17 protein-coding genes and 1 riboswitch are annotated in these 18,363 nt (G+C 57.4%); of the genes, 8 read left to right on the top strand and 9 right to left on the bottom strand.

Annotated elements, in window-relative coordinates:
• Positions 1-43: 43 nt before the first annotated feature.
• Positions 44-1,162, bottom strand: coding sequence for a signal recognition particle-docking protein FtsY (gene ftsY, locus AC2FGB_RS04865; protein WP_496693314.1), 1,119 nt, complete (start codon positions 1,160-1,162; stop codon positions 44-46).
• Between the two features lie 58 nt (positions 1,163-1,220).
• Entirely contained in the window at positions 1,221-1,859 is a 639-nt protein-coding gene (locus AC2FGB_RS04860) for a lysoplasmalogenase family protein (protein WP_496693313.1), read from the bottom strand.
• Between the two features lie 133 nt (positions 1,860-1,992).
• Between AC2FGB_RS04860 and AC2FGB_RS04855 the strand changes: the two genes are divergently transcribed.
• Positions 1,993-2,388: a hypothetical protein gene (locus AC2FGB_RS04855; RefSeq protein ID WP_496687511.1), complete on the top strand. Its 396-nt coding sequence runs from the start codon at positions 1,993-1,995 to the stop codon at positions 2,386-2,388.
• A 12-nt stretch (positions 2,389-2,400) separates the two neighbouring features.
• Here the strand turns inward: AC2FGB_RS04855 and xseA are convergent, their stop codons facing one another.
• Complete coding sequence (xseA, locus tag AC2FGB_RS04850) at positions 2,401-3,894, bottom strand: exodeoxyribonuclease VII large subunit (protein ID WP_496693312.1); 1,494 nt, start codon at positions 3,892-3,894, stop codon at positions 2,401-2,403.
• 75 nt (positions 3,895-3,969) lie between these two features.
• Here xseA and purD point away from each other — a divergent pair, with 75 nt between their 5' ends.
• Positions 3,970-5,232 carry a phosphoribosylamine--glycine ligase gene (purD, locus tag AC2FGB_RS04845; protein WP_496693311.1) on the top strand — a complete coding sequence of 421 codons (1,263 nt, stop codon included), beginning with the start codon at positions 3,970-3,972 and terminating at the stop codon, positions 5,230-5,232.
• Between the two features lie 86 nt (positions 5,233-5,318).
• Here purD and AC2FGB_RS04840 read toward each other — a convergent pair whose 3' ends face one another.
• The 4 genes from AC2FGB_RS04840 to AC2FGB_RS04825 form a co-directional block, all read right to left on the bottom strand.
• A complete protein-coding gene (locus tag AC2FGB_RS04840; protein ID WP_281994801.1) occupies positions 5,319-6,074 on the bottom strand; it encodes an FG-GAP repeat domain-containing protein in 756 nt (251 codons plus the stop codon).
• Complete coding sequence (locus AC2FGB_RS04835) at positions 6,074-6,397, bottom strand: 2Fe-2S iron-sulfur cluster-binding protein (protein ID WP_142634548.1); 324 nt, start codon at positions 6,395-6,397, stop codon at positions 6,074-6,076. The genes AC2FGB_RS04840 and AC2FGB_RS04835 overlap by 1 nt, the downstream gene beginning before the upstream one ends.
• A 136-nt stretch (positions 6,398-6,533) precedes the next feature.
• Complete coding sequence (locus AC2FGB_RS04830) at positions 6,534-7,160, bottom strand: GNAT family N-acetyltransferase (protein ID WP_281994800.1); 627 nt, start codon at positions 7,158-7,160, stop codon at positions 6,534-6,536.
• 60 nt (positions 7,161-7,220) lie between these two features.
• Complete coding sequence (locus tag AC2FGB_RS04825) at positions 7,221-7,910, bottom strand: glutathione S-transferase N-terminal domain-containing protein (RefSeq protein WP_271946383.1); 690 nt, start codon at positions 7,908-7,910, stop codon at positions 7,221-7,223.
• A 130-nt stretch (positions 7,911-8,040) separates the two neighbouring features.
• A riboswitch (SAM riboswitch) is annotated at positions 8,041-8,118 on the top strand.
• 62 nt (positions 8,119-8,180) lie between these two features.
• Here AC2FGB_RS04825 and metZ point away from each other — a divergent pair.
• The 5 genes from metZ (at position 8,181) to AC2FGB_RS04800 (ending at position 14,765) form a co-directional block, all read left to right on the top strand.
• The gene (gene metZ / locus AC2FGB_RS04820; protein WP_281994799.1) at positions 8,181-9,371 is read left to right on the top strand and encodes an O-succinylhomoserine sulfhydrylase; all 1,191 of its coding nucleotides are present in this window, start codon (positions 8,181-8,183) and stop codon (positions 9,369-9,371) included.
• A 171-nt stretch (positions 9,372-9,542) separates the two neighbouring features.
• Positions 9,543-10,646, top strand: a complete 1,104-nt coding sequence (gene folE2 / locus AC2FGB_RS04815; protein ID WP_142634540.1) for a GTP cyclohydrolase FolE2 — start codon at positions 9,543-9,545, stop codon at positions 10,644-10,646.
• 275 nt (positions 10,647-10,921) lie between these two features.
• Positions 10,922-11,683, top strand: coding sequence for a hypothetical protein (locus tag AC2FGB_RS04810; protein ID WP_496693310.1), 762 nt, complete (start codon positions 10,922-10,924; stop codon positions 11,681-11,683).
• Between the two features lie 50 nt (positions 11,684-11,733).
• Positions 11,734-13,182, top strand: a complete 1,449-nt coding sequence (locus tag AC2FGB_RS04805) for a TrkH family potassium uptake protein (protein ID WP_142634535.1) — start codon at positions 11,734-11,736, stop codon at positions 13,180-13,182.
• Entirely contained in the window at positions 13,182-14,765 is a 1,584-nt protein-coding gene (locus AC2FGB_RS04800; protein WP_496693309.1) for a thiamine pyrophosphate-binding protein, read from the top strand. Before AC2FGB_RS04805 ends, AC2FGB_RS04800 begins: the two co-directional genes overlap by 1 nt.
• A 45-nt stretch (positions 14,766-14,810) precedes the next feature.
• On the opposite strand, the gene AC2FGB_RS04795 is transcribed toward AC2FGB_RS04800, so the two are convergent.
• Complete coding sequence (locus AC2FGB_RS04795; RefSeq protein ID WP_496791758.1) at positions 14,811-16,547, bottom strand: serine protease; 1,737 nt, start codon at positions 16,545-16,547, stop codon at positions 14,811-14,813.
• Between the two features lie 204 nt (positions 16,548-16,751).
• Here AC2FGB_RS04795 and AC2FGB_RS04790 point away from each other — a divergent pair, with 204 nt between their 5' ends.
• Positions 16,752-17,681, top strand: a complete 930-nt coding sequence (locus AC2FGB_RS04790; RefSeq protein ID WP_142634529.1) for a glycine--tRNA ligase subunit alpha — start codon at positions 16,752-16,754, stop codon at positions 17,679-17,681.
• Positions 17,682-17,689: 8 nt separating this feature from the next.
• On the opposite strand, the gene AC2FGB_RS04785 is transcribed toward AC2FGB_RS04790, so the two are convergent.
• Positions 17,690-18,322, bottom strand: a complete 633-nt coding sequence (locus AC2FGB_RS04785; protein WP_496693307.1) for a MarC family protein — start codon at positions 18,320-18,322, stop codon at positions 17,690-17,692.
• Positions 18,323-18,363: the final 41 nt, after the last annotated feature.

Below are 18,363 nucleotides of genomic sequence, written 5' to 3'. Positions count from 1 at the left end.
CCCCACACCCCCCGAAGGTATTTTTAGCCAGATGAAGTAGGGATCAGCCTTTATCCAGGCCGGTTAGGGCGGCTGCGAATTCTTCGGGATCGAAGGGGGAAAGATCGTCGATCTGCTCTCCAACGCCGATTGCGTGAATGGGCAGGCCGAACTTGTCGGCCAGTGCCACCAGCACGCCGCCTTTTGCGGTGCCGTCCAGCTTGGTCATCACCAGGCCGGAGACATCGGCCAGTTTCTGAAAGGTATCGACCTGACTGAGTGCATTCTGACCGGTGGTGGCGTCCAAAACCAAAAGGGTATTGTGCGGTGCGGTTTCGTCGACTTTGCGGATCACCCGGACGATCTTGGCCAATTCCTCCATCAGGTCGGCACGATTTTGCAGACGACCGGCGGTGTCGATCATCAACAGATCGGCGCCATCCTCTTGTGCGCGGGTCAACGCATCGAAGGCCAGGGAGGCGGGGTCCGAGCCTTCGGGGGCTGTCAGGACCGGAACGCCTGCGCGGTCGCCCCAGACCTGCAGCTGTTCAACGGCGGCTGCGCGGAAGGTGTCTCCAGCTGCGATCACTACGTTCTTGCCGGCCGCCCTGAACTGGCTGGCTAGTTTGCCGATCGTGGTGGTCTTGCCCGATCCGTTGACGCCAACGACCAGTACCACCTGTGGGCGTTTGGAATAGAGCGGCATGGGCTTTGCAACGGGTTCCATAACCCGGGCGACTTCCTGCGCCAGAAGCTGCTTGATCTCTTGTGTCGAAAGTTTGCGGCCATAACGGCCCTCGGCCATATTGGCGGTGACGCGCAGCGCTGTGTCCACACCCATGTCGGATGCAATCAACAGCTCTTCAAGCTGTTCCAGCATGTCGTCATCCAGCGTGCGGCGAACTGTTGTCTCGGTCTCGGCGCGCCCGAAAAGCCGCCCAAGCATGGATTTGGACGGCGCAGACTCGACTGTAGTGGCCACCGGTTTGGCAACTGCCTGTTCCGGTGCCATGTCCGGTTGCGCGACTTCGGGTGCCGGTTCGGAATGCGGCGCTGGCGCTGGCGGGATTGAATCCGGTGCAGTTGTTTCCTCGCCCCCATCTTCAACGATGGCATCCAACCCTTGTTCAAGGCGGGATGAGGATTTGAACAGCTTGTCCTTGAGCTTTGAGAATAGCGCCATTTTTGGTCTCCGCAGGTGTTCCTCTCACCTAATGCGGAATTGCAGCAGTTGCAAAGGGTCAGAGGAAGGCGATCAGAAGACCGGCTTGCGCCCCCCAATACAATACCCAAACCAGATAGGAGGTGAAACGGCGGCTGGGATGGTCCGCTGGCAGAAGAAACTTCTCAGTCGCCAGGATCAGGTCGGACGCGATAAAGGACAACGCCGCAGGTAAAGCCCAACGCAGCGCGCCTGTCTCGGGCAGGGCCAGGACCGTGATACCCATGCCCAGAATGATCGGAATATACCCGAGAACGGGCCATTTCAGGTCTCCGGCACGCGGCGGTAATAGGGTGACTACGACAATACCGAGGAGGATCAAAGACCAGAAATATCCGGGCTTCTCCAGAATAAGCGCGGCGTCGCTGGCCGGATGGGACAGGAACAGCCCGATATAGGCCAGATGACCAGTTGCAAAGGCACCGATCCCGGCCATGAAGGTGGCATCACTTTCCCGGGACAGAAGGGCGTCCCCCAGCGCACAGAATGCCAGCGCAAGGATCAACAGAAATGGAGCGCCACTTTGGGCGGCAATGACCGTCAGAACTGCGACGGATAGGGTCTTTAGGATTGACCGAACAGCGCCAGCGCCACGCGAGGTCAATGGCAGGTAAGCCAGAGCGCAAGCTGTCGCAATCAGAAAGAGGGCATTGGTCATAGAGTTATCTCCGCAGCATGTACCGAACACTTTCGCAGCGCATAACCGCAAAACTCAATCGGTGACGTGAAGGCACCCGGTTGGAATGAAAAGGGAATTGGCCTAGCGGCCTGCCATCTGACAGAATGAACCCATGCTGAAACGAATTGCGATTCTGTTGTCGTTGGCTGCCCCGGCGGTTTGTGCTGACACATCCCTGTCCGGCGCGGAATTTGACCGCTATACGCTGGGAAAAACCCTGTTCTATGGCTTTGAAGGCAGGATCTATGGGGTCGAGCGTTATCTGCCGGATCGCCGCGTGATTTGGTCTTTTCTGGATGGGAACTGCAAAGAAGGGCTCTGGTACGAGCAGGAAGGACAGATCTGTTTCGTCTATGAAGACCGACATGACCCGCAATGCTGGGTATTCACTGAAACTGGCGGCGGTCTGATCGCTCAGTTCGAGGGAAATCCTGAGATGACCGAACTATATGAGAACGAAGACACAGACGCCGAGATGGTCTGTTACGGTCCCGAAGTCGGTGTCTAGCCTGTGCAGGGGTCAGAACAACGACCCCTGATCCGGCGCATCCTTTTTCGGCGGCTTTTTCGAAGTTGACGGTGACGCGGTAGACGGGCCGGTCTTCAATTCGCCATCTGCAAATTCAATGTCAAAGGATTGGTGATTTGCCGCCTGTTTTCGGGTTGTCAGTACCTGTCCTTCGGCGCGTACGACCGCATATCCACGTTGCAGCGTTGCCTTGTAGCTGAGCGTTTCACGCAGCCGGTCTGCGGTTTCCAGGGATTGACGCATCCGGTCCAGACGCGCGGCTTGCGCTGTACTCAAGCGTTCGGCTAGGCGGTTGATGTTTTGCCGTTGGCTGTCGATTTCGCGCTGGATCGGCCGGACAGACAGGCGCGACGAAAGGCTGCGCAGTGTTTCCTGTCGGGTTCCGACCAGTGAGCGTAATGTGGACGGGCGCAGATGGGCGGACAGTTTCACAACTTGCAAACGGCGGTTTTGCACGCCGCGCTCAAGTGCTGGTGTCAGTCGGTCCGCAATTAAATCAAGGCGTTGTCGCGGGTTGTTCAACAAGCTATCCGGGCGTGGTAATGCGCGGGATAAATCCCGCAACCGTTGCGACCGTCTTTGCACAGCGTCCGTGGCTGCACGGGACAGGCGGGCGCCCTGCTCTCCGGTCCAGGCCAAAAGTTCCATGCGGACGGGCACCGCAAGCTCGGCTGCGGCCGTGGGGGTTGGGGCCCGGCGGTCTGATACAAAATCAATCAGGGTCGTGTCGGTCTCGTGCCCAACCGCCGAGATCAGCGGGATCTCTGATGCCGCCGTAGCACGGGCCACGATCTCTTCGTTGAACCCCCAGAGATCCTCGATTGACCCGCCACCGCGGGCGACAATGATCAGGTCAGGTCGTGGCAGCGCACCGCCAGGGGTCAGTTGGTTGAAACCAGTAATCGCGTTCGCCACCTCAGGCGCGCAATTCGAACCTTGCACGGCGACAGGCCAGATCAGCACTTTGCGCGGAAACCGGTCACGCAACCGGTGCAGGATATCGCGGATCACCGCGCCCGAGGGTGAGGTCACCACGCCGATGATCTGAGGAAGATAGGGCAGAGGCTTTTTACGCTCGGGTGCGAACAGGCCCTCGGATTCCAACTGTTTCTTTCGCTTTTCAAGCAGGGCCATCAGGGCACCCTGTCCGGCCACCGAAACCTCATCCACGTTCAGATTGTATTTGGACTGCGCTCCAAAAGCGGTCAGACGGCCTGTGACGACCACTTCCAGACCTTCCTCGGGAACCACGGACAGGGCAGCAACCTGGCCTTTCCAAGTGGTGCAGGCCAGTACGTTCTTGTCGTCCTTGATGTCATAGTACAGATGACCAGATCTGGCTTTGAACACGCGACCGACTTCACCCCGAACACGGATTCGGCCGAAACTGCCTTCCAGCGTCCGCTTCACCTCGCCCGAGATGTCGGAAACAGTGTATTCAGGGGTATTTTGGCCGGGAATGGGGTCGTCAAGCAGGTCGGACATTTCAGCGCCTTGTGTCAAATGCTCGGCCAGCTTAGAACGCGCGGAAGGCGAGGCCAAGCAGATCGGAGAGCAGTCATGAACATCCTCATTCTCGGCAGTGGTGGGCGCGAACACAGCCTGGCCTGGGCGGTGATGCAAAACCCGAAATGTGACCGCCTGATCGTGGCTCCGGGCAATGCTGGGATTGCCCGGATCGCCGAATGTGCGGCACTGGACATCGAAAATGGCGGTGAGGTGGTCAGATTTGCGGATGAGAACGCGATCGACTTTGTGATCGTCGGCCCCGAGGCGCCATTGGCTGCGGGGGTTGCGGATCGTTTGCGCGAGGCCGGTGTGCTGGTTTTTGGCCCCTCGGCCGCGGCTGCACGTCTCGAGGCGTCCAAGAGCTTTACTAAAGAGATCTGCGACGCCGCCAATGCTCCAACCGCAGGATACGCCCGGTTTACCGAGGCCGAGCCAGCCAAAGCCTATATCAAAAAGCAGGGCGCACCTATCGTCGTCAAGGCTGATGGCTTGGCCGCGGGCAAGGGTGTGATCGTTGCGATGGACGAAGCGACGGCCTTGGATGCGATCGATGACATGTTTGGCGGAGCCTTTGGTGGTGCCGGTGCCGAAGTTGTGGTCGAAGAGTTCATGGAAGGTGAAGAGGCATCTCTGTTCGTGCTGTGCGACGGGGAAAGCAACCTGTCCATTGGCACGGCGCAAGACCATAAACGGGTAGGCGAGGGCGATACCGGTCTGAACACCGGCGGCATGGGCGCGTATTCTCCGGCTCCTGTGTTAAGCGCTGTAATCGAAGAGCGCGCGATGAACGAGATTGTGCGCCCCACCATGGCAGAGATGAAGCGGCGCGGAACGCCGTTTCAGGGCGTTCTTTATGTTGGTTTGATGATCAAGGACGGCCAGCCACGGTTGGTTGAATATAACGTGCGTTTCGGCGACCCGGAATGTCAGGTGCTGATGATGCGCCTGGGCGCGCAGGCGATGGACCTGATGCACGCCGCAGCAGAAGGCCGGTTGGCCGAGGCGCGTGTAAACTGGGCGGATGATCACGCCTTGACGGTAGTAATGGCCGCTAATGGTTATCCGGGCGCCTACCAAAAAGGCAGCGTGATTAAAGGGCTGGATGACGTATCTGAAGATAGCGGTAATATGGTGTTTCACGCAGGAACCAAAGAAGCCGACGGTCAGATCGTCTCTAGTGGTGGCCGGGTATTGAATGTCACCGCACGCGGCCAGAACCTGCAGGAAGCGCGTGACCGCGCCTATGAGCTGATCGACGGGATCAACTGGCCAGAGGGGTTCTTTCGCCGGGATATCGGATGGCGGGCGCTGTAATCGCGACGGCTCCCGCGCCCAGCCACTGCATCAGAGATGCAGCGTCAATGGGCTTGGGCCGGGCAGCCCTCTGACGCGGGCTGCAGTCAGGGCGAGGGTACGCAGTTAAGCGCTGAGGTCATTGCTTTCGGGCTAAAGGGGGCGACCAGATGCTGCACCCAGCCATTGTCAAAGCGGATGCTGACAATTTCGCGCCAGTCCGCAGACGCGACAACCAGTTCCGGGCCATTGCCACAGTCGCGCAGACCCCCTGTGATGAAACCTTCGCCGATCCGATGATTTGTCAGCCCTGGTAGAGCGGCAATCTGGATTAATTCGCCGTCGACAAAGCGCCAAATGCGCAATGTCTTGGCCAGATGAGGGCGGTCGACATAGGCGATTTCGATATTGCCATCCCCATCCAGATCCGCCGCCCCGACCGGAGCAAGCCATCGAAAGCGGGTACCGATATGCGGAGTTGCGGCGATTTTATCGCCTCTGGCATCATAGATGGCCAACTGAGCGCCCGTTTGATCCTGAGATTCAATGACAATGACCTCGGGGGTCCCGTCCTGATCCACGTCCACAAGCCGTGGAGCGAGATCTTCAAATACGCGATCAGATGGAAGGCGGATGGTCACATTTCCGCTTTGGGTAGTCAGTTCCAACGCGCCATATTCGATGTTATCACCCAGAACTCCGTGGGCGTAACGTGTTGTCGGCTCGGTGAAACGAGCGGCTGGGACGGTCTCTGCCAGTGCCAGCGGGACATGGCCCGTCAGCCAGAAGCACAACGTCAGCGCTGCGCCGCGGGCCTGACCCTGCCAAGTTCGGTAGGGTAGGCGCGGCGCTTTGCAGGGCATCAGATCTGTTTTTCCGGCATCTGAACGATCAGGCCATCCATCTCGTCTGTGACTTTGATCTGGCAGGTCAGGCGCGAACGGGCAGGGTCGGGCTCATAGGCAAAGTCCAGCATGTCTTCTTCCATGTCATCCTTGCCGGGAATTTTCTCAACCCAGTCGGGGTGGATATAGACATGGCAGGTCGAACAGGCACAGGCGCCGCCGCAATCCGCTTCGATGCCGGGAATGTTGTTGTCACGGGCTCCTTCCATGACGGTTAGTCCGTTGGCGACCTCGACAGTGTGCTCGGTACCGCCATGCTCGACATAGGTGATCTTTGCCATTGCGTGCGTCTTCCTTTTTCGATTGTCGATTTCTTCCTTAGTGAAGGGCGTTGCCTGTTTCCAGTGGGAATTGCGACATGAACGGTCGCGGCTGAATATTCTTATCGACAATATTGCAATCGAGCCTGCACCGATGTCAGTCGCTTTGACCGATCTCTAGAACCATGTGCAGGTGCATTCCTATTCCATGCTCGTCGTCCAAAACGGGCACGCGCGATTCAATTTCGACGCTAAATCCAATATGTTCATAAAAACTAACGGCTTCATTGTTGGCAGCTACATCAAGGCATATTTGATTGCACCCACCCGCCAAAGCCCGTTTCGTTGCTATTGCAAAGAGTTGGCTGGCAATGCCTGTACCCTGCATGTCTGGGTTCACAGCGAATTCGAGAATGTAGTAAGAGTTTTGACGCGGGGCGGGAAACAACCGATCCATCCAATGCAAGGCAGATTTTAGATGACGGGCTTCATCTTCGCCAAGAGCATTAGCTTGATGATCGACGGAAAAATCGAAATTCGCAGCATATTCTTCTTCTGTATGCCCAATAAGGAGGCCGGCGACTTTGCCACGGTGCATGGCCGTGAAGGCATGTTTGAACGAATACAAACCTAGTTGCGCGGGCCATTCTGTTCCGATGATCTTAAGCAAGACATCCATTTTTCCAAATATGTAACCGTTTAGTTTTGGATCTGTGCTCCATAGAAGATCGGCGAGAGCCTCGGGTGGAACAGATTTGGAGGCCGGTTGTACTAGGACGGTCAAAATTCACTCCTGATTCTGGCATCCAGAAAATGCGACATACCGTGTAAACAATACCCTCGCTTATCGTTTAAACAAAACGCCCTGCGATTGCCTGTCACGGTGATCTCCGCGCAACTCGGCATGCAAGGCGCGGCCCGCTTGCACACCGCGGCGAGAGCTTACGGTTTCCAACCAGCGGGTAAAGTGAGGCTTGTTTTCCAACACCTGTTGTTGCCCTTCCCACAAGCTCGCCCAGCCCCAGATCGACATGTCGGCGATGGAATAGAAATTGCCGGCCACATATTCGTTCTCGGCCAGCCTGCGATCCAGAACGCCGTAAAGACGTCCGACTTCGGCGCGGTAGCGATCCTTGGGGTAGGGCAGGTCTTGCGGCGGGTCCAGCTGAGGTGCGTATTTCAGGAAATGGTGTGCTTGTCCCGCCATCGGGCCGATGCCGCCCATCTGCCACATCAGCCATTCTTCGACAGCGATCCGGTCACGTTCAGTTTCACCATAGAAGCGTCCGGTTTTTCGGGCGAGATACATCAGGATCGCGCCGCTTTCGAATACAGATACCGGCGTCCCTCCGGGTCCGTTCGGATCGACGATCGCGGGCATCCGGTTATTGGGGGCGATCTTAAGGAACTCGGGGTCGAACTGGTCGCCTTGGCCGATGTTGATCAAGTGGGTTTTATAGGGCAGCTCCATCTCTTCCAAAGCGATGGACACTTTCCAGCCGTTGGGCGTGGGCCAGAAATATAGATCGATCATGTCATCTCCTCAAACTGGACGCGATCATGGAGGTTTCAGCGCGTTCGGCAAGAGGGCGCGCAGGTGTGTTACGAAAGCGTGACCTTGGTGCAGCCGGTCTTGACGTGATCTGGGACGGGGCGTAAATGCATCCTCATCAAGTGGCGATTTGTTACCGGATTGCGGGCCACGTTAAACAACACCGCTAAAAGGTCAGGATGAAAGACCCCTTTCGCTTGGCCGCGTCTGGGGTTTTTTGTTTGCCTCCCAAGCGGGGCTGAAAGGAATGACATGAGCGAGAGCTGGAACAAGCGCACACAAGCCGTCCATGGCGGCACCCGCCGCAGCCAATACAACGAAGTGAGCGAGGCGATCTTTCTGACCCAGGGATTTGTCTATGATACGGCCGAGCAGGCCGAGGCGCGGTTCATCGAAACCGGCCCTGATGAGTTCATTTACGCTCGGTATGGCAACCCGACAGTTTCGATGTTTGAACAGCGTATCGCGGCTCTGGAAGGGGGCGAAGACGCTTTTGCCACCGCCTCTGGAATGGCTGCGGTGAATGCGGCACTGACTTCGATGTTGCAAGCCGGTGACCACGTTGTTTCTGCCAAGGCTCTGTTCGGGTCGTGCCTGTATATTCTGGAAAACGTGCTGACCCGGTTCGGGGTTGAAGTGACCTTTGTGGACGGTACCGATCTTGACGCATGGGAGGCTGCGATCCGCCCGGACACCAAAGCGGTTTTCTTCGAATCTATGTCCAACCCGACGCTTGAGGTCATCGACATCTCAGCCGTTTCCCTTCTGGCCCATGCGGTTGGTGCAACGGTCATCGTGGACAATGTGTTCTCGACCCCAGTTTTCTCGCGCGCGATCGCTCAGGGGGCTGACGTGGTTGTCTACTCGGCGACCAAGCATATTGACGGGCAGGGCCGCGCCCTGGGTGGTGTCATCATCGGCACCAAAGAGTTCATCCGTGGTACGGTCGAGCCCTATATGAAACACACCGGAGGCGCGCTTAGCCCCTTCAACGCGTGGATCATGTTGAAAGGGCTTGAGACCATGGCGTTGCGGGTCAACGCACAGGCCGAAACCGCCCAGAAGATTGCCGAGGCGCTAGAGGGCCATCCGGCGTTGGAGCGGACGCTTTACCCCGGTCTGAAGTCTCATGCGCAGAATGATCTGATACAAACGCAGCTTGGCGGCAAAGGCGGGACAGTGCTGTCGTTGGATATCAAGGGCGGAAAAGAGGCGGCATTTTCCTTCCTTAACGCCCTGACGATTCCGGTGATTTCGAACAATCTGGGCGATGCCAAGTCGATTGCCACCCACCCGGCAACCACCACACATCAAAGATTGAGTGACGACCAAAAAGTTGAGCTGGGCATTGCTCCGGGCCTCATCCGGTTCTCGGTCGGTCTGGAAGACGCCGATGATCTTCTTGCCGATATCAAGCGCGCATTGGACGTTTCTCAGCAATAGGGGCGTCAGCTGGACTGTTAGGCATGGTTCGAAAACGGTTTGTGACTTGTGCGCATGGTGCGCCCATCACGAAGTTTAGATCCGGGCTGTGTTTCGGCGCGTATACCATTAGACTGGAAATCGCGTCGAACATATATATAGTCCGGCGACCAACCCGAGGAGCCCTGATCGATGAACGTGTATCCCCGTGACATTGATGACGCCCCCAACAATGATGAGGCCGCGGCAGCGTTGAAAACCCTGCGGAAATGGGCCGAGAACGCGACCGAGGCTGAAATCGGTCAGCTTGATCCTGCTGTCGCGCGCCTTGTGCCGGGGCTCCTGCCGGTCAACTACCCATCCCTGTCGCGGCATTACCCCGAGGGGTTTGCTGTGGATGAGGCCTACCGCGCCTCGTTGCCTGACCTTCAGAATGGACCTTCCAGCCTGATCCGTGGGGCAAAGCAACAGATTCAACATGTTGGCATATCGAATTTCCGCCTGCCGATCCGGTTTCACCGCAAGCAGGGCGACGACCTGACGCTGGAGACCTCAGTGACTGGCACTGTCAGCCTTGATGCGGAAAAGAAGGGCATCAACATGTCCCGTATCATGCGTTCGTTCTACAAACATGCTGAGCGCACGTTCAGCTTTGAGGTGATCGAGGCTGCGCTGAACGACTATATGACCGATCTGGACAGCTTTGACGCACGTATCCAGATGCGGTTCTCTTACCCGGACAGGACTCAAAGCCTGCGTTCGGGTCTGGAAGGCTATCAATATTACGATATCGCGCTGGAACTGGTCGAACAGAATGGCGTGCGTCAAAAGATCATGCATCTGGATTATGTGTATTCCTCGACATGCCCTTGTTCTCTGGAGCTCAGCGAGCATGCGCGGTCTACACGAGGGCAACTGGCGACGCCGCATTCGCAGCGCTCGGTTGCGCGGATATCGGTTGCGGTCGATTGCGATGCCGATTGCCTCTGGTTCGAAGATCTGATTGCGCTGTGTCGCAGGGCGGTGCCGACCGAGACGCAGGTCATGGTCAAACGTGAAGATGAGCAGGCCTTTGCCGAGCTGAACGCCGCAAACCCGATTTTTGTCGAAGACGCGGCACGCCTGTTTTGTGCCGAACTTTTGGCAGACCATCATATCGGCGATTTCCGAGTGATCGCCAGCCATCAAGAAAGCCTGCACAGCCATGATGCCGTTTCTGTTCTGACTGAGGGCCCGACCTTTGTGTCCTCCAGCCTGGATCCGAGGCTGTTTACGACATTGTTTCATGTCGGATAGGCGTTAAACCTTTGTAAAGCCTTGATTAAGTGCCGGCGTGGTGAAATTTCGCCGCATTGCAGCGATAAATGCTGCAAGCGCGAAGTTCTTGCTGTAAACTATCCTTGAATGCAGCCATCTCGTGGTCACTGTTCTGGTGATCATTTCACTCAATCAGGAAGCCGGCACGTGCGACGCCAAGGACTGCAAGGCAACGTAATCCGCCCGTTTTGTCAGGGCGGGCAGGGTTCTTTACTCATTCGCGGGTTGCATCACTTTCACAGGAGAACAACCTCATGAACCCGTTTACCCAGCCATTTGAATTTCAGGCAGCAGCAATTCGATTTGCCGGTGAGGCAATGACCAACCATTTGAAAATCATGCAAATTCTGACCAACTCTGCGATTGAACTGCCCTTCGCCCAGGTTCAGGTCCTGCGTGTCGCCTCCGAAAAGACTGTTGCTGACGTGAAGGCACCTGAGTTCAAATCTCAGGCGATGCCTGTGGTCAATGCTGATCCGCAACCTGCGGCAAAGGTCAAAGTGGCCGTCCAGAAAAAGGCAGAAGTCAAGGCAAAGGCCGAATCGCCCAAGCCCGCCCTGGCGAAACCTGTGACAAAAGCCAGAGCGTCGGGGGGTGCGAAAAAGGCGCAGACCAAGTCCGCGGCAAAACCTGCAGTGGCAAAAGGCGCAGCCCCAAAGGTCGCAGCTAGACCCGCTGCCCCCAAAGCCGCTAAGGCAAAGCCTGCTGTTACCAAAACCGTAACTGCCAAATCTGAAATGCCCAATGTAGAAGCCGCTAAACCTGCTGCAGTCAGACCTGCAGTGGTAAAATCAGCTGCTCCCGCCGCTGCGATCGACGCTGCTGTTGCAAAAACCGCAGCTGTTAAACCCGTAGCGTCCAAGGTGAAGGCAGATCGGGTTGCAACCGTCAAACCTGCACCCGCAAATCCGGCCGCGCCGAAGGCTCAGGCGGGACAGGCGGCAGCTGCACGCCGGTCACGCGCGCCTTCGAAACCGCCCGTGATGCCCGTCTCGAGCGGCAAAACCGAAAAGTAATCGGGACATCCGCTTGACACAGTCGTGCAGGCGCGCCAACGCTGCGCCTCATGACGGACATGCGCCCGGTAGGATATGTGATTGGCCTGTTGGTCGCCATTCTTGGGGCGACCATGATGTTGCCCATGCTTGCGGACCTTATCGAGGGTCGCGGCGAATGGCATGTTTTCCTTGAAAGCAGCGTTATTACCATTCTGACCGGCGCTGTCCTTTCTATGAGCTGCTCAAATGGCGTTGGCGAAGGGTTGACGATCCGTCAGACCTTTCTGCTCACGACCGGCGTTTGGGTGGCTTTGCCTTTATTTGGGGCAATTCCTTTCCTGTTCGGGGAAACCGAGTTGCGCTTTGTCGATGCCTATTTCGAGGCCATGTCTGGCCTTACGACCACGGGCTCGACCGTGATTTCCGGGCTCGACGGTCTGCCGCAGGGGTTGCTTTTGTGGCGCGGTGTGCTGCAATGGCTGGGCGGTATCGGGATCATCGTTGTTGCAATGGTTTTTCTGCCCGAGCTTCGGGTCGGAGGAATGCAGATCTTCCGTTCGGAAGGTTTCGAAACCATGGGTAAGATCCTGCCGCGGGCGCAAGAAATCGCAGGCCAGATTTCCCTGATCTACGTGTTCCTGACCGTGGTCTGCGCGCTTGTTTACACCGGTCTTGGCATGAGCTTTTTTGACGCCGTGGTTCATTCTATGACAACAATCTCGACCGGTGGGTTTTCAAACTATGATGCATCGTTCGGTACCTTCTCGGGTCCGGCGGAATATGCGGCGTCGATTTTCATGATCCTCGCTGCCCTGCCATTTGTGCGTTATGTTCAGTTTGCCAATGGCAGCACCGGCTCCCTGTTCCGCGACAGTCAGATTCGGGCGTTTTTGGCCACGATCCTGATTCTTGTAGCCGTCATGGCGGTGTTTTTGACCTCTGTCTTTCCGCATCACTGGGAACAGGCGGTGCGGGAATCGCTGTTCAACATCACGTCGATCATTTCAGGTACCGGTTATGCCAGCGTCGATTACATGGGTTGGGGCAGTTTTCCGATCATGGTGTTCTTCCTGATTGGCCTGATAGGAGGGTGTGCGGGATCAACTGCCTGTTCGATCAAGATTTTCCGCTATCAACTGCTGTTTGCATCCATCAAAACTCAAATCCGGCGTATCCGTTCACCGCATGGGGTGTTCATGCCTCTCTATGATGGGCGTCCCATCGGAACGGATGTCCTGACTTCGGTCATGAGCTTTTTCATGTTCTTCGTATTGTCTTTGGGTTTCCTGGCATGGGCGCTGGCGCTGACCGGGCTGGATTTCATTACCTCTGTCTCGGGTGCAGCAACCGCGTTGGCCAATGTTGGTCCGGGCCTTGGGGATCAGATCGGACCAGCGGGTAATTTCAGCGGGCTCAGCGATACAGCCAAATGGTTACTATCTGCGGGGATGCTGGTCGGTCGGCTTGAACTGCTCGCGGTCTATGCGCTGTTCACAGTCCATTTCTGGAGAAGTTAATGAAAAGACCACTTGGCGCTCAAATCTCGCACATGCTCCGGGATCGGGGTGTTGATGTGATTTTTGGTATCCCCGGCGTCCATAATCAGGAGATGTATCGCGGGATCGAAGAAGCCGGCATCACCCAAGTTCTTGCGCGGCACGAGCAGGGGGCCGGTTTCATGGCGGACGGATATGCGCGCGCAAGCGGCAATCCTGGCGTGGCCTATGTGATCACTGGGCCTGGGCTGTGCAACATCATGACACCCATGGGGCAGGGGTATTCGGATTCGGTGCCAATGCTGGTGCTGTCCTCCTGCCTTGATGATGATCAGGCGCTGCAGGGACAGCTTCATCAGATGAAGGATCAACGTGCCGCCGGAGAAACGGTCGCGGATTGGTCGTTGCAGGCTAATACAGCTTCGGCCGCCTATGGCCTGGTTGAACGTGCTTTCGAAGAGTTCGCGTTGAGCCGCCCCAGACCCAAGCACATACAGGTGCCGATTTCGCAACTTAAGGCACAGGCTGACCCAGCCCCATTCCCGAACCAGCCGGGTTTGCGGACAAAGGCTCTGCCGCCGGACGTCGCGCCGGTCTTGTCGATGCTGAACATTGCGCGCAGGCCGCTGTTCGTTCTGGGAGGTGGTGCAAGATCAAACTTGTGGCGGCAGATTCTGACACAGATCGGAGCGGCCTGTTTCACCACCTATGCGGGGCGTGGAATGGTGGGGTTGGATTATGCGTTGGATTTTGGCGCTGCCTTGTCTCGTCCCGAAAGCGCCCGGATCATCGCCTCCGCCGATCTTGTGGTGGTCGTCGGAGCCGAGCTGGGTGAGGTCGATCTGTGGCGCGATGCGCTGGGGCATACGGCCAATATGATCCGCATTGATCTGGACCCTCAGGTCCTGTCGGACCATCATCGGGCCTCTGTCAAGTTGCAGGCGGATGGCGGAAGCTTTGCCCACGCGATGTGGGCGTCTATTGACCATGTCAAACCGGCAAATGGCTGGTCCTCGGATGAGGTCTCCGAAGCCCGCAGTAAATGGCGCGCCGAGATTGATGCGGAACGGCCCGGTATTGTCCCGGTGTTGGATGCCTTGCGTAAGGCAATGCCAGCGGATGTGATGGTGTATTCGGACATGACCCAGTTCGCCTATGTTGCCAAGGGGGTGTGGGAAATGCCTTTCCCCTATCATTGGCACCACCCGAACGGCTTTGGCACGCTGGGCTATGCGTTGCCGGCTGGAATAGGTGGCGCTATCGCGCGGCCGGGCAGGCCGACTGCTGTGATTGCTGGGGATTATGGCTTTCACTACACGATGATGGAATTGGGCGTGGCGGTAGAGCTGGGTTTGCCCCTGCCGATCATTCTTTGGGACAATGGCAAGCTGAAAGAGATCGAAGACAGCATGGTGGGCAGTCAGATCGCGCCGAATGCTGTCGTTGCGCGAAACCCTGACTTTTGCAAACTGGCCGAGGCATTCGGCGCCTTGTCTGCTGCGCCCTCAACACTGGAAGACATGCAGTCTGCGGTGCGAAAAGCGTTTTCCGCTAAGGGGCCGACATTGATCCGGATCACTCCGGACATATGGCGCGCAGAATAAAAAAAGCCGCCCGGATGGGCGGCGTTAATGCGCGATTTTACGAACTCAATCCCAGCATTGTACCAGAACAGTCATCCCATTTGCCCGGCGGCTAAGCTCATTGGGTGAGACCTGCGTGGCGGCGGTGGCGCTGGATTGACCTGCCAGCCCAGCCTTGCTCAGCGCCTTGTTCAGGCTCTCTGTATTGGCAGACAGGCTGACCGAGGCGGGCAGGGTCCGCCCATTCGTCGGGGTCGGCAAAAGCATCCCGACCACCTGACCGTTGCCGTCAAACACGGGGCCTCCTGCATCGCCGGGTTGGGTGGCCAGCGCCAGACGCTTCACGCCATCCTCACCGTTCAGGCCGCGCAGGTCGGCGATCTGCCCATATGACAGCGTCGGACCGCCCAAAACGCCCTGATACGAGAATCCGGAGACCGCAACCTCGGACTGAATCCGCGGCTTGGTGCTGCTGAACTCGGCCACGCTGATCGGGGAAAGGTCGCGGCTTGGCCGCAGAACGGCGATGCCGATATTGGGATCGGTCGAGGCGACCTCAAGCTCGTGCGCGCCGTCCAGCGTGATCCGCGAGCAGCTATCTGCCGCCTCGGTCACGGTCAGGACGGTGCCTTTGGCATCCGCAAAGAACCCCGAGCGTGACAGGCGCGGTTTGCGAACCTGCAGGCCGGATACAAGATCAATGCTTTGCGCAGCGTCCGATCCGGCGGCGGCGTCAAGAACCGCATCAGTGGTGCTAAAGCCCGCTTTCATGGCGGCAAGAACGCGGGTACGGCGCGCCTCGTCCCCTTCGGGCCAGACCAGGGTAAAACCTTTGATCTGACCATCTTTCAGCTTGGCCTCGGTATAGGATACAATGTCATTGCCGCGACCTTCCAGCGTAAAGCTGTCACCGCGCAGCTGGCGAGGGCCTTCAAGCGGAACGATTTCCAGCGACTGCATGACTTCAAAAAGGGCCCGCAGGGTTGCTTTGGTGCCATCCTGACTGATCAGCAGGGCCTGAGCATTCAGGTCGGTCGAGCCGTTGAAATGCACGAAGGGGGCCTCGTAACGGTCGAATGCAACAACACCCAGCGGCATGGCCATCTCGATACCTGCCTGTGGGTCTGTGTAGCGCTGCATTCCGGCGCTGATTAATGGCGCGTTATAGTCATCCATCAAGGCCTTGCGCTGTGCCGTCGTCAAAACCCCGGTCGATTCGTATCCGTTGAAACTTTGCCAGTCGCCCATCGAGCGACGCGTTCCCTGTCCAAAGGCACCGTCAATCGTCGAGTTGTAGAAACCGGCTGCCTGAAGTGCGGTTTGAAGGCCCATACGCTCCTGCGCGCTCAGCAATCGTTCGCTTTGCAGCGCCTGTGATCTGGTTTCATCGGCAATTTGCGGGGTTGCCTCGGCCACTGGCTGTTCCAGTTCAGGTGCGACCGGCGCTGTCACAGCAGCCTGGTCCTGAGTATTCGCACTGACCGGCCAGAACTGCTGCCCCAGTGTGTTCGAGAAGGCGATAAAGCTGTCGGCTGGAATTTGCCCCTCTGCGCGGTACACCCGCAGAACTTGCTCGGCATCGCCGCGCAGATACGGGCCGATCACAATGGCATACCAGCCCGAATTCAGGCGAAATCCATTCACGTCTGGCAACGCGCCAGAATAGGCTTGTGCGCGTTCCTGGGCTTCACGCAGCGAAGGCTGCGCCTCAACCTGGACCCAAACACCTCCGTCTTGCTGCGCAAATGATGCCCGCACGCCGAAAAGGAAAAGAACTGAAATTACCGTTAATATGCGTCTCATTGTGTGCCTGTGTCCGCGGTGTTTTTCTGCGATGAAGAGTACGCGATATGCGGGTTGAAACACCATGCCTGGAATACGGGGAATTTCCAGTTTGGCCGCTCAGTGGCTTCCCGGGCACACTGTCCCGTTGACGCCCCTTGGCCCCTTGCATAGGAAGGGCAAAACCCACCGGAACAGGGCGCAATGGCGTCCAAAGGGAATGTGATGACCGTTAAGTCCAACGCACCTCGCTCTTTTCAGGAGATCATCCTGCGCCTTCAGACCTATTGGGCGTCAAAAGGCTGCGCCATTCTGCAGCCCTATGACATGGAAGTGGGGGCAGGGACATTCCATCCCGCGACTACTTTGCGCGCGTTGGGGTCCAAGTCCTGGGCCGCAGCTTATGTACAGCCCTCGCGCCGCCCAACAGATGGGCGCTATGGCGAGAACCCCAATCGCTTGCAGCACTATTATCAGTATCAGGTGTTGATCAAGCCTAGCCCGCCGGACCTGCAGGCGTTGTATCTGGGCAGCCTTGAGGCAATCGGCATCGACATGGACCTGCATGACATCCGGTTTGTCGAGGATGACTGGGAAAGCCCAACCCTGGGCGCCTGGGGCCTGGGCTGGGAGGTCTGGTGCGACGGCATGGAAGTCAGCCAGTTCACCTATTTTCAACAGGTCGGAGGCCATGACTGCGCGCCGGTTTCAGGTGAATTGACCTATGGGTTGGAGCGGCTGGCGATGTATGTGCTGGGTGTTGATCACGTGATGGACATGCCCTTCAACGATCCGCAGTCACCCAGCCCGCTGACCTATGGTGACATATTCAAACAGACCGAAGAAGAATATGCCCGCTGGAACTTTGACGTGGCCAATACCGACGTGCTGCTCGACCATTTCAAAGAGGCCGAGGCTGAATGTGCCACCATTCTGGCGCAGGATCATGACGATCCCAAGACCGGCAAACGCATCATCATGGCGCATCCGGCCTATGATCAGTGCATCAAGGCGTCGCACATCTTTAACCTGCTGGATGCGCGTGGCGTGATCTCGGTGACGGAACGGCAGGCCTATATCGGACGCGTGCGCGCCTTGGCCAAGCAATGCGCCGACGCCTTCGTCCAGACCGAAGCCGCCGGGTACGAGGTCTGATGCGGCAGTTACGCCAAACCGGGAAGCAGAACTTTAAGTCCGTCCGCGATCATGCTGATTGCGATGGCAGACAGGATCATACCCATAAAGCGGCTCATGATCACCCGAGCGTTGTCCGAAAGCCGCTTAGACAGCGCCGCGGCGTTCCAGAATGTGACGAACAGCAAAAACAGCACTGCCAGAAAAACGCCCGCATAGAGTATGACGTCCATAGGTTTGGACATTTGATGTGCATAGAGGATCAACGTCGTGATTGTGCCAGGCCCAACGAGGATGGGAAAGGCCAACGGATAAAAGGCGACGGTGTCGGCCTCGGGATAAGATTTCTTTTCGCCTTCGGTTCCGTGATGCGCCGTGCTCTCGGTGCCGCTCAGCATGTTCAGGCCGATCATCAGGACAACAAGACCGCCCGCAACGCGCAGATCATTGACGCTGATGCCGAACAGTCCCAATGTCTTGCTGCCACTGGCTGCAAAAGCACCGCCCAGGATCAGACAGTAGGTGACGGTTTTCACCGCAACCTTGCGTTGATCTGCGGGGGTCAGACCATCAGTCACGCTCAGAAAAACGGGCAAGTTGGTGATCGGGTTCATGATCGCAAAAAGCGCGCCGAAAAAACCTGCGGCGAGAGTCGTGTCCATTTTCATTACCCTAATGTCAGCCTGTATCAGGTTGGAAACTG

It is taken from the genome of Ruegeria sp. CDSC021, from assembly GCF_059610845.1.
This window is presented reverse-complemented; position numbering and strand designations above follow the sequence as displayed.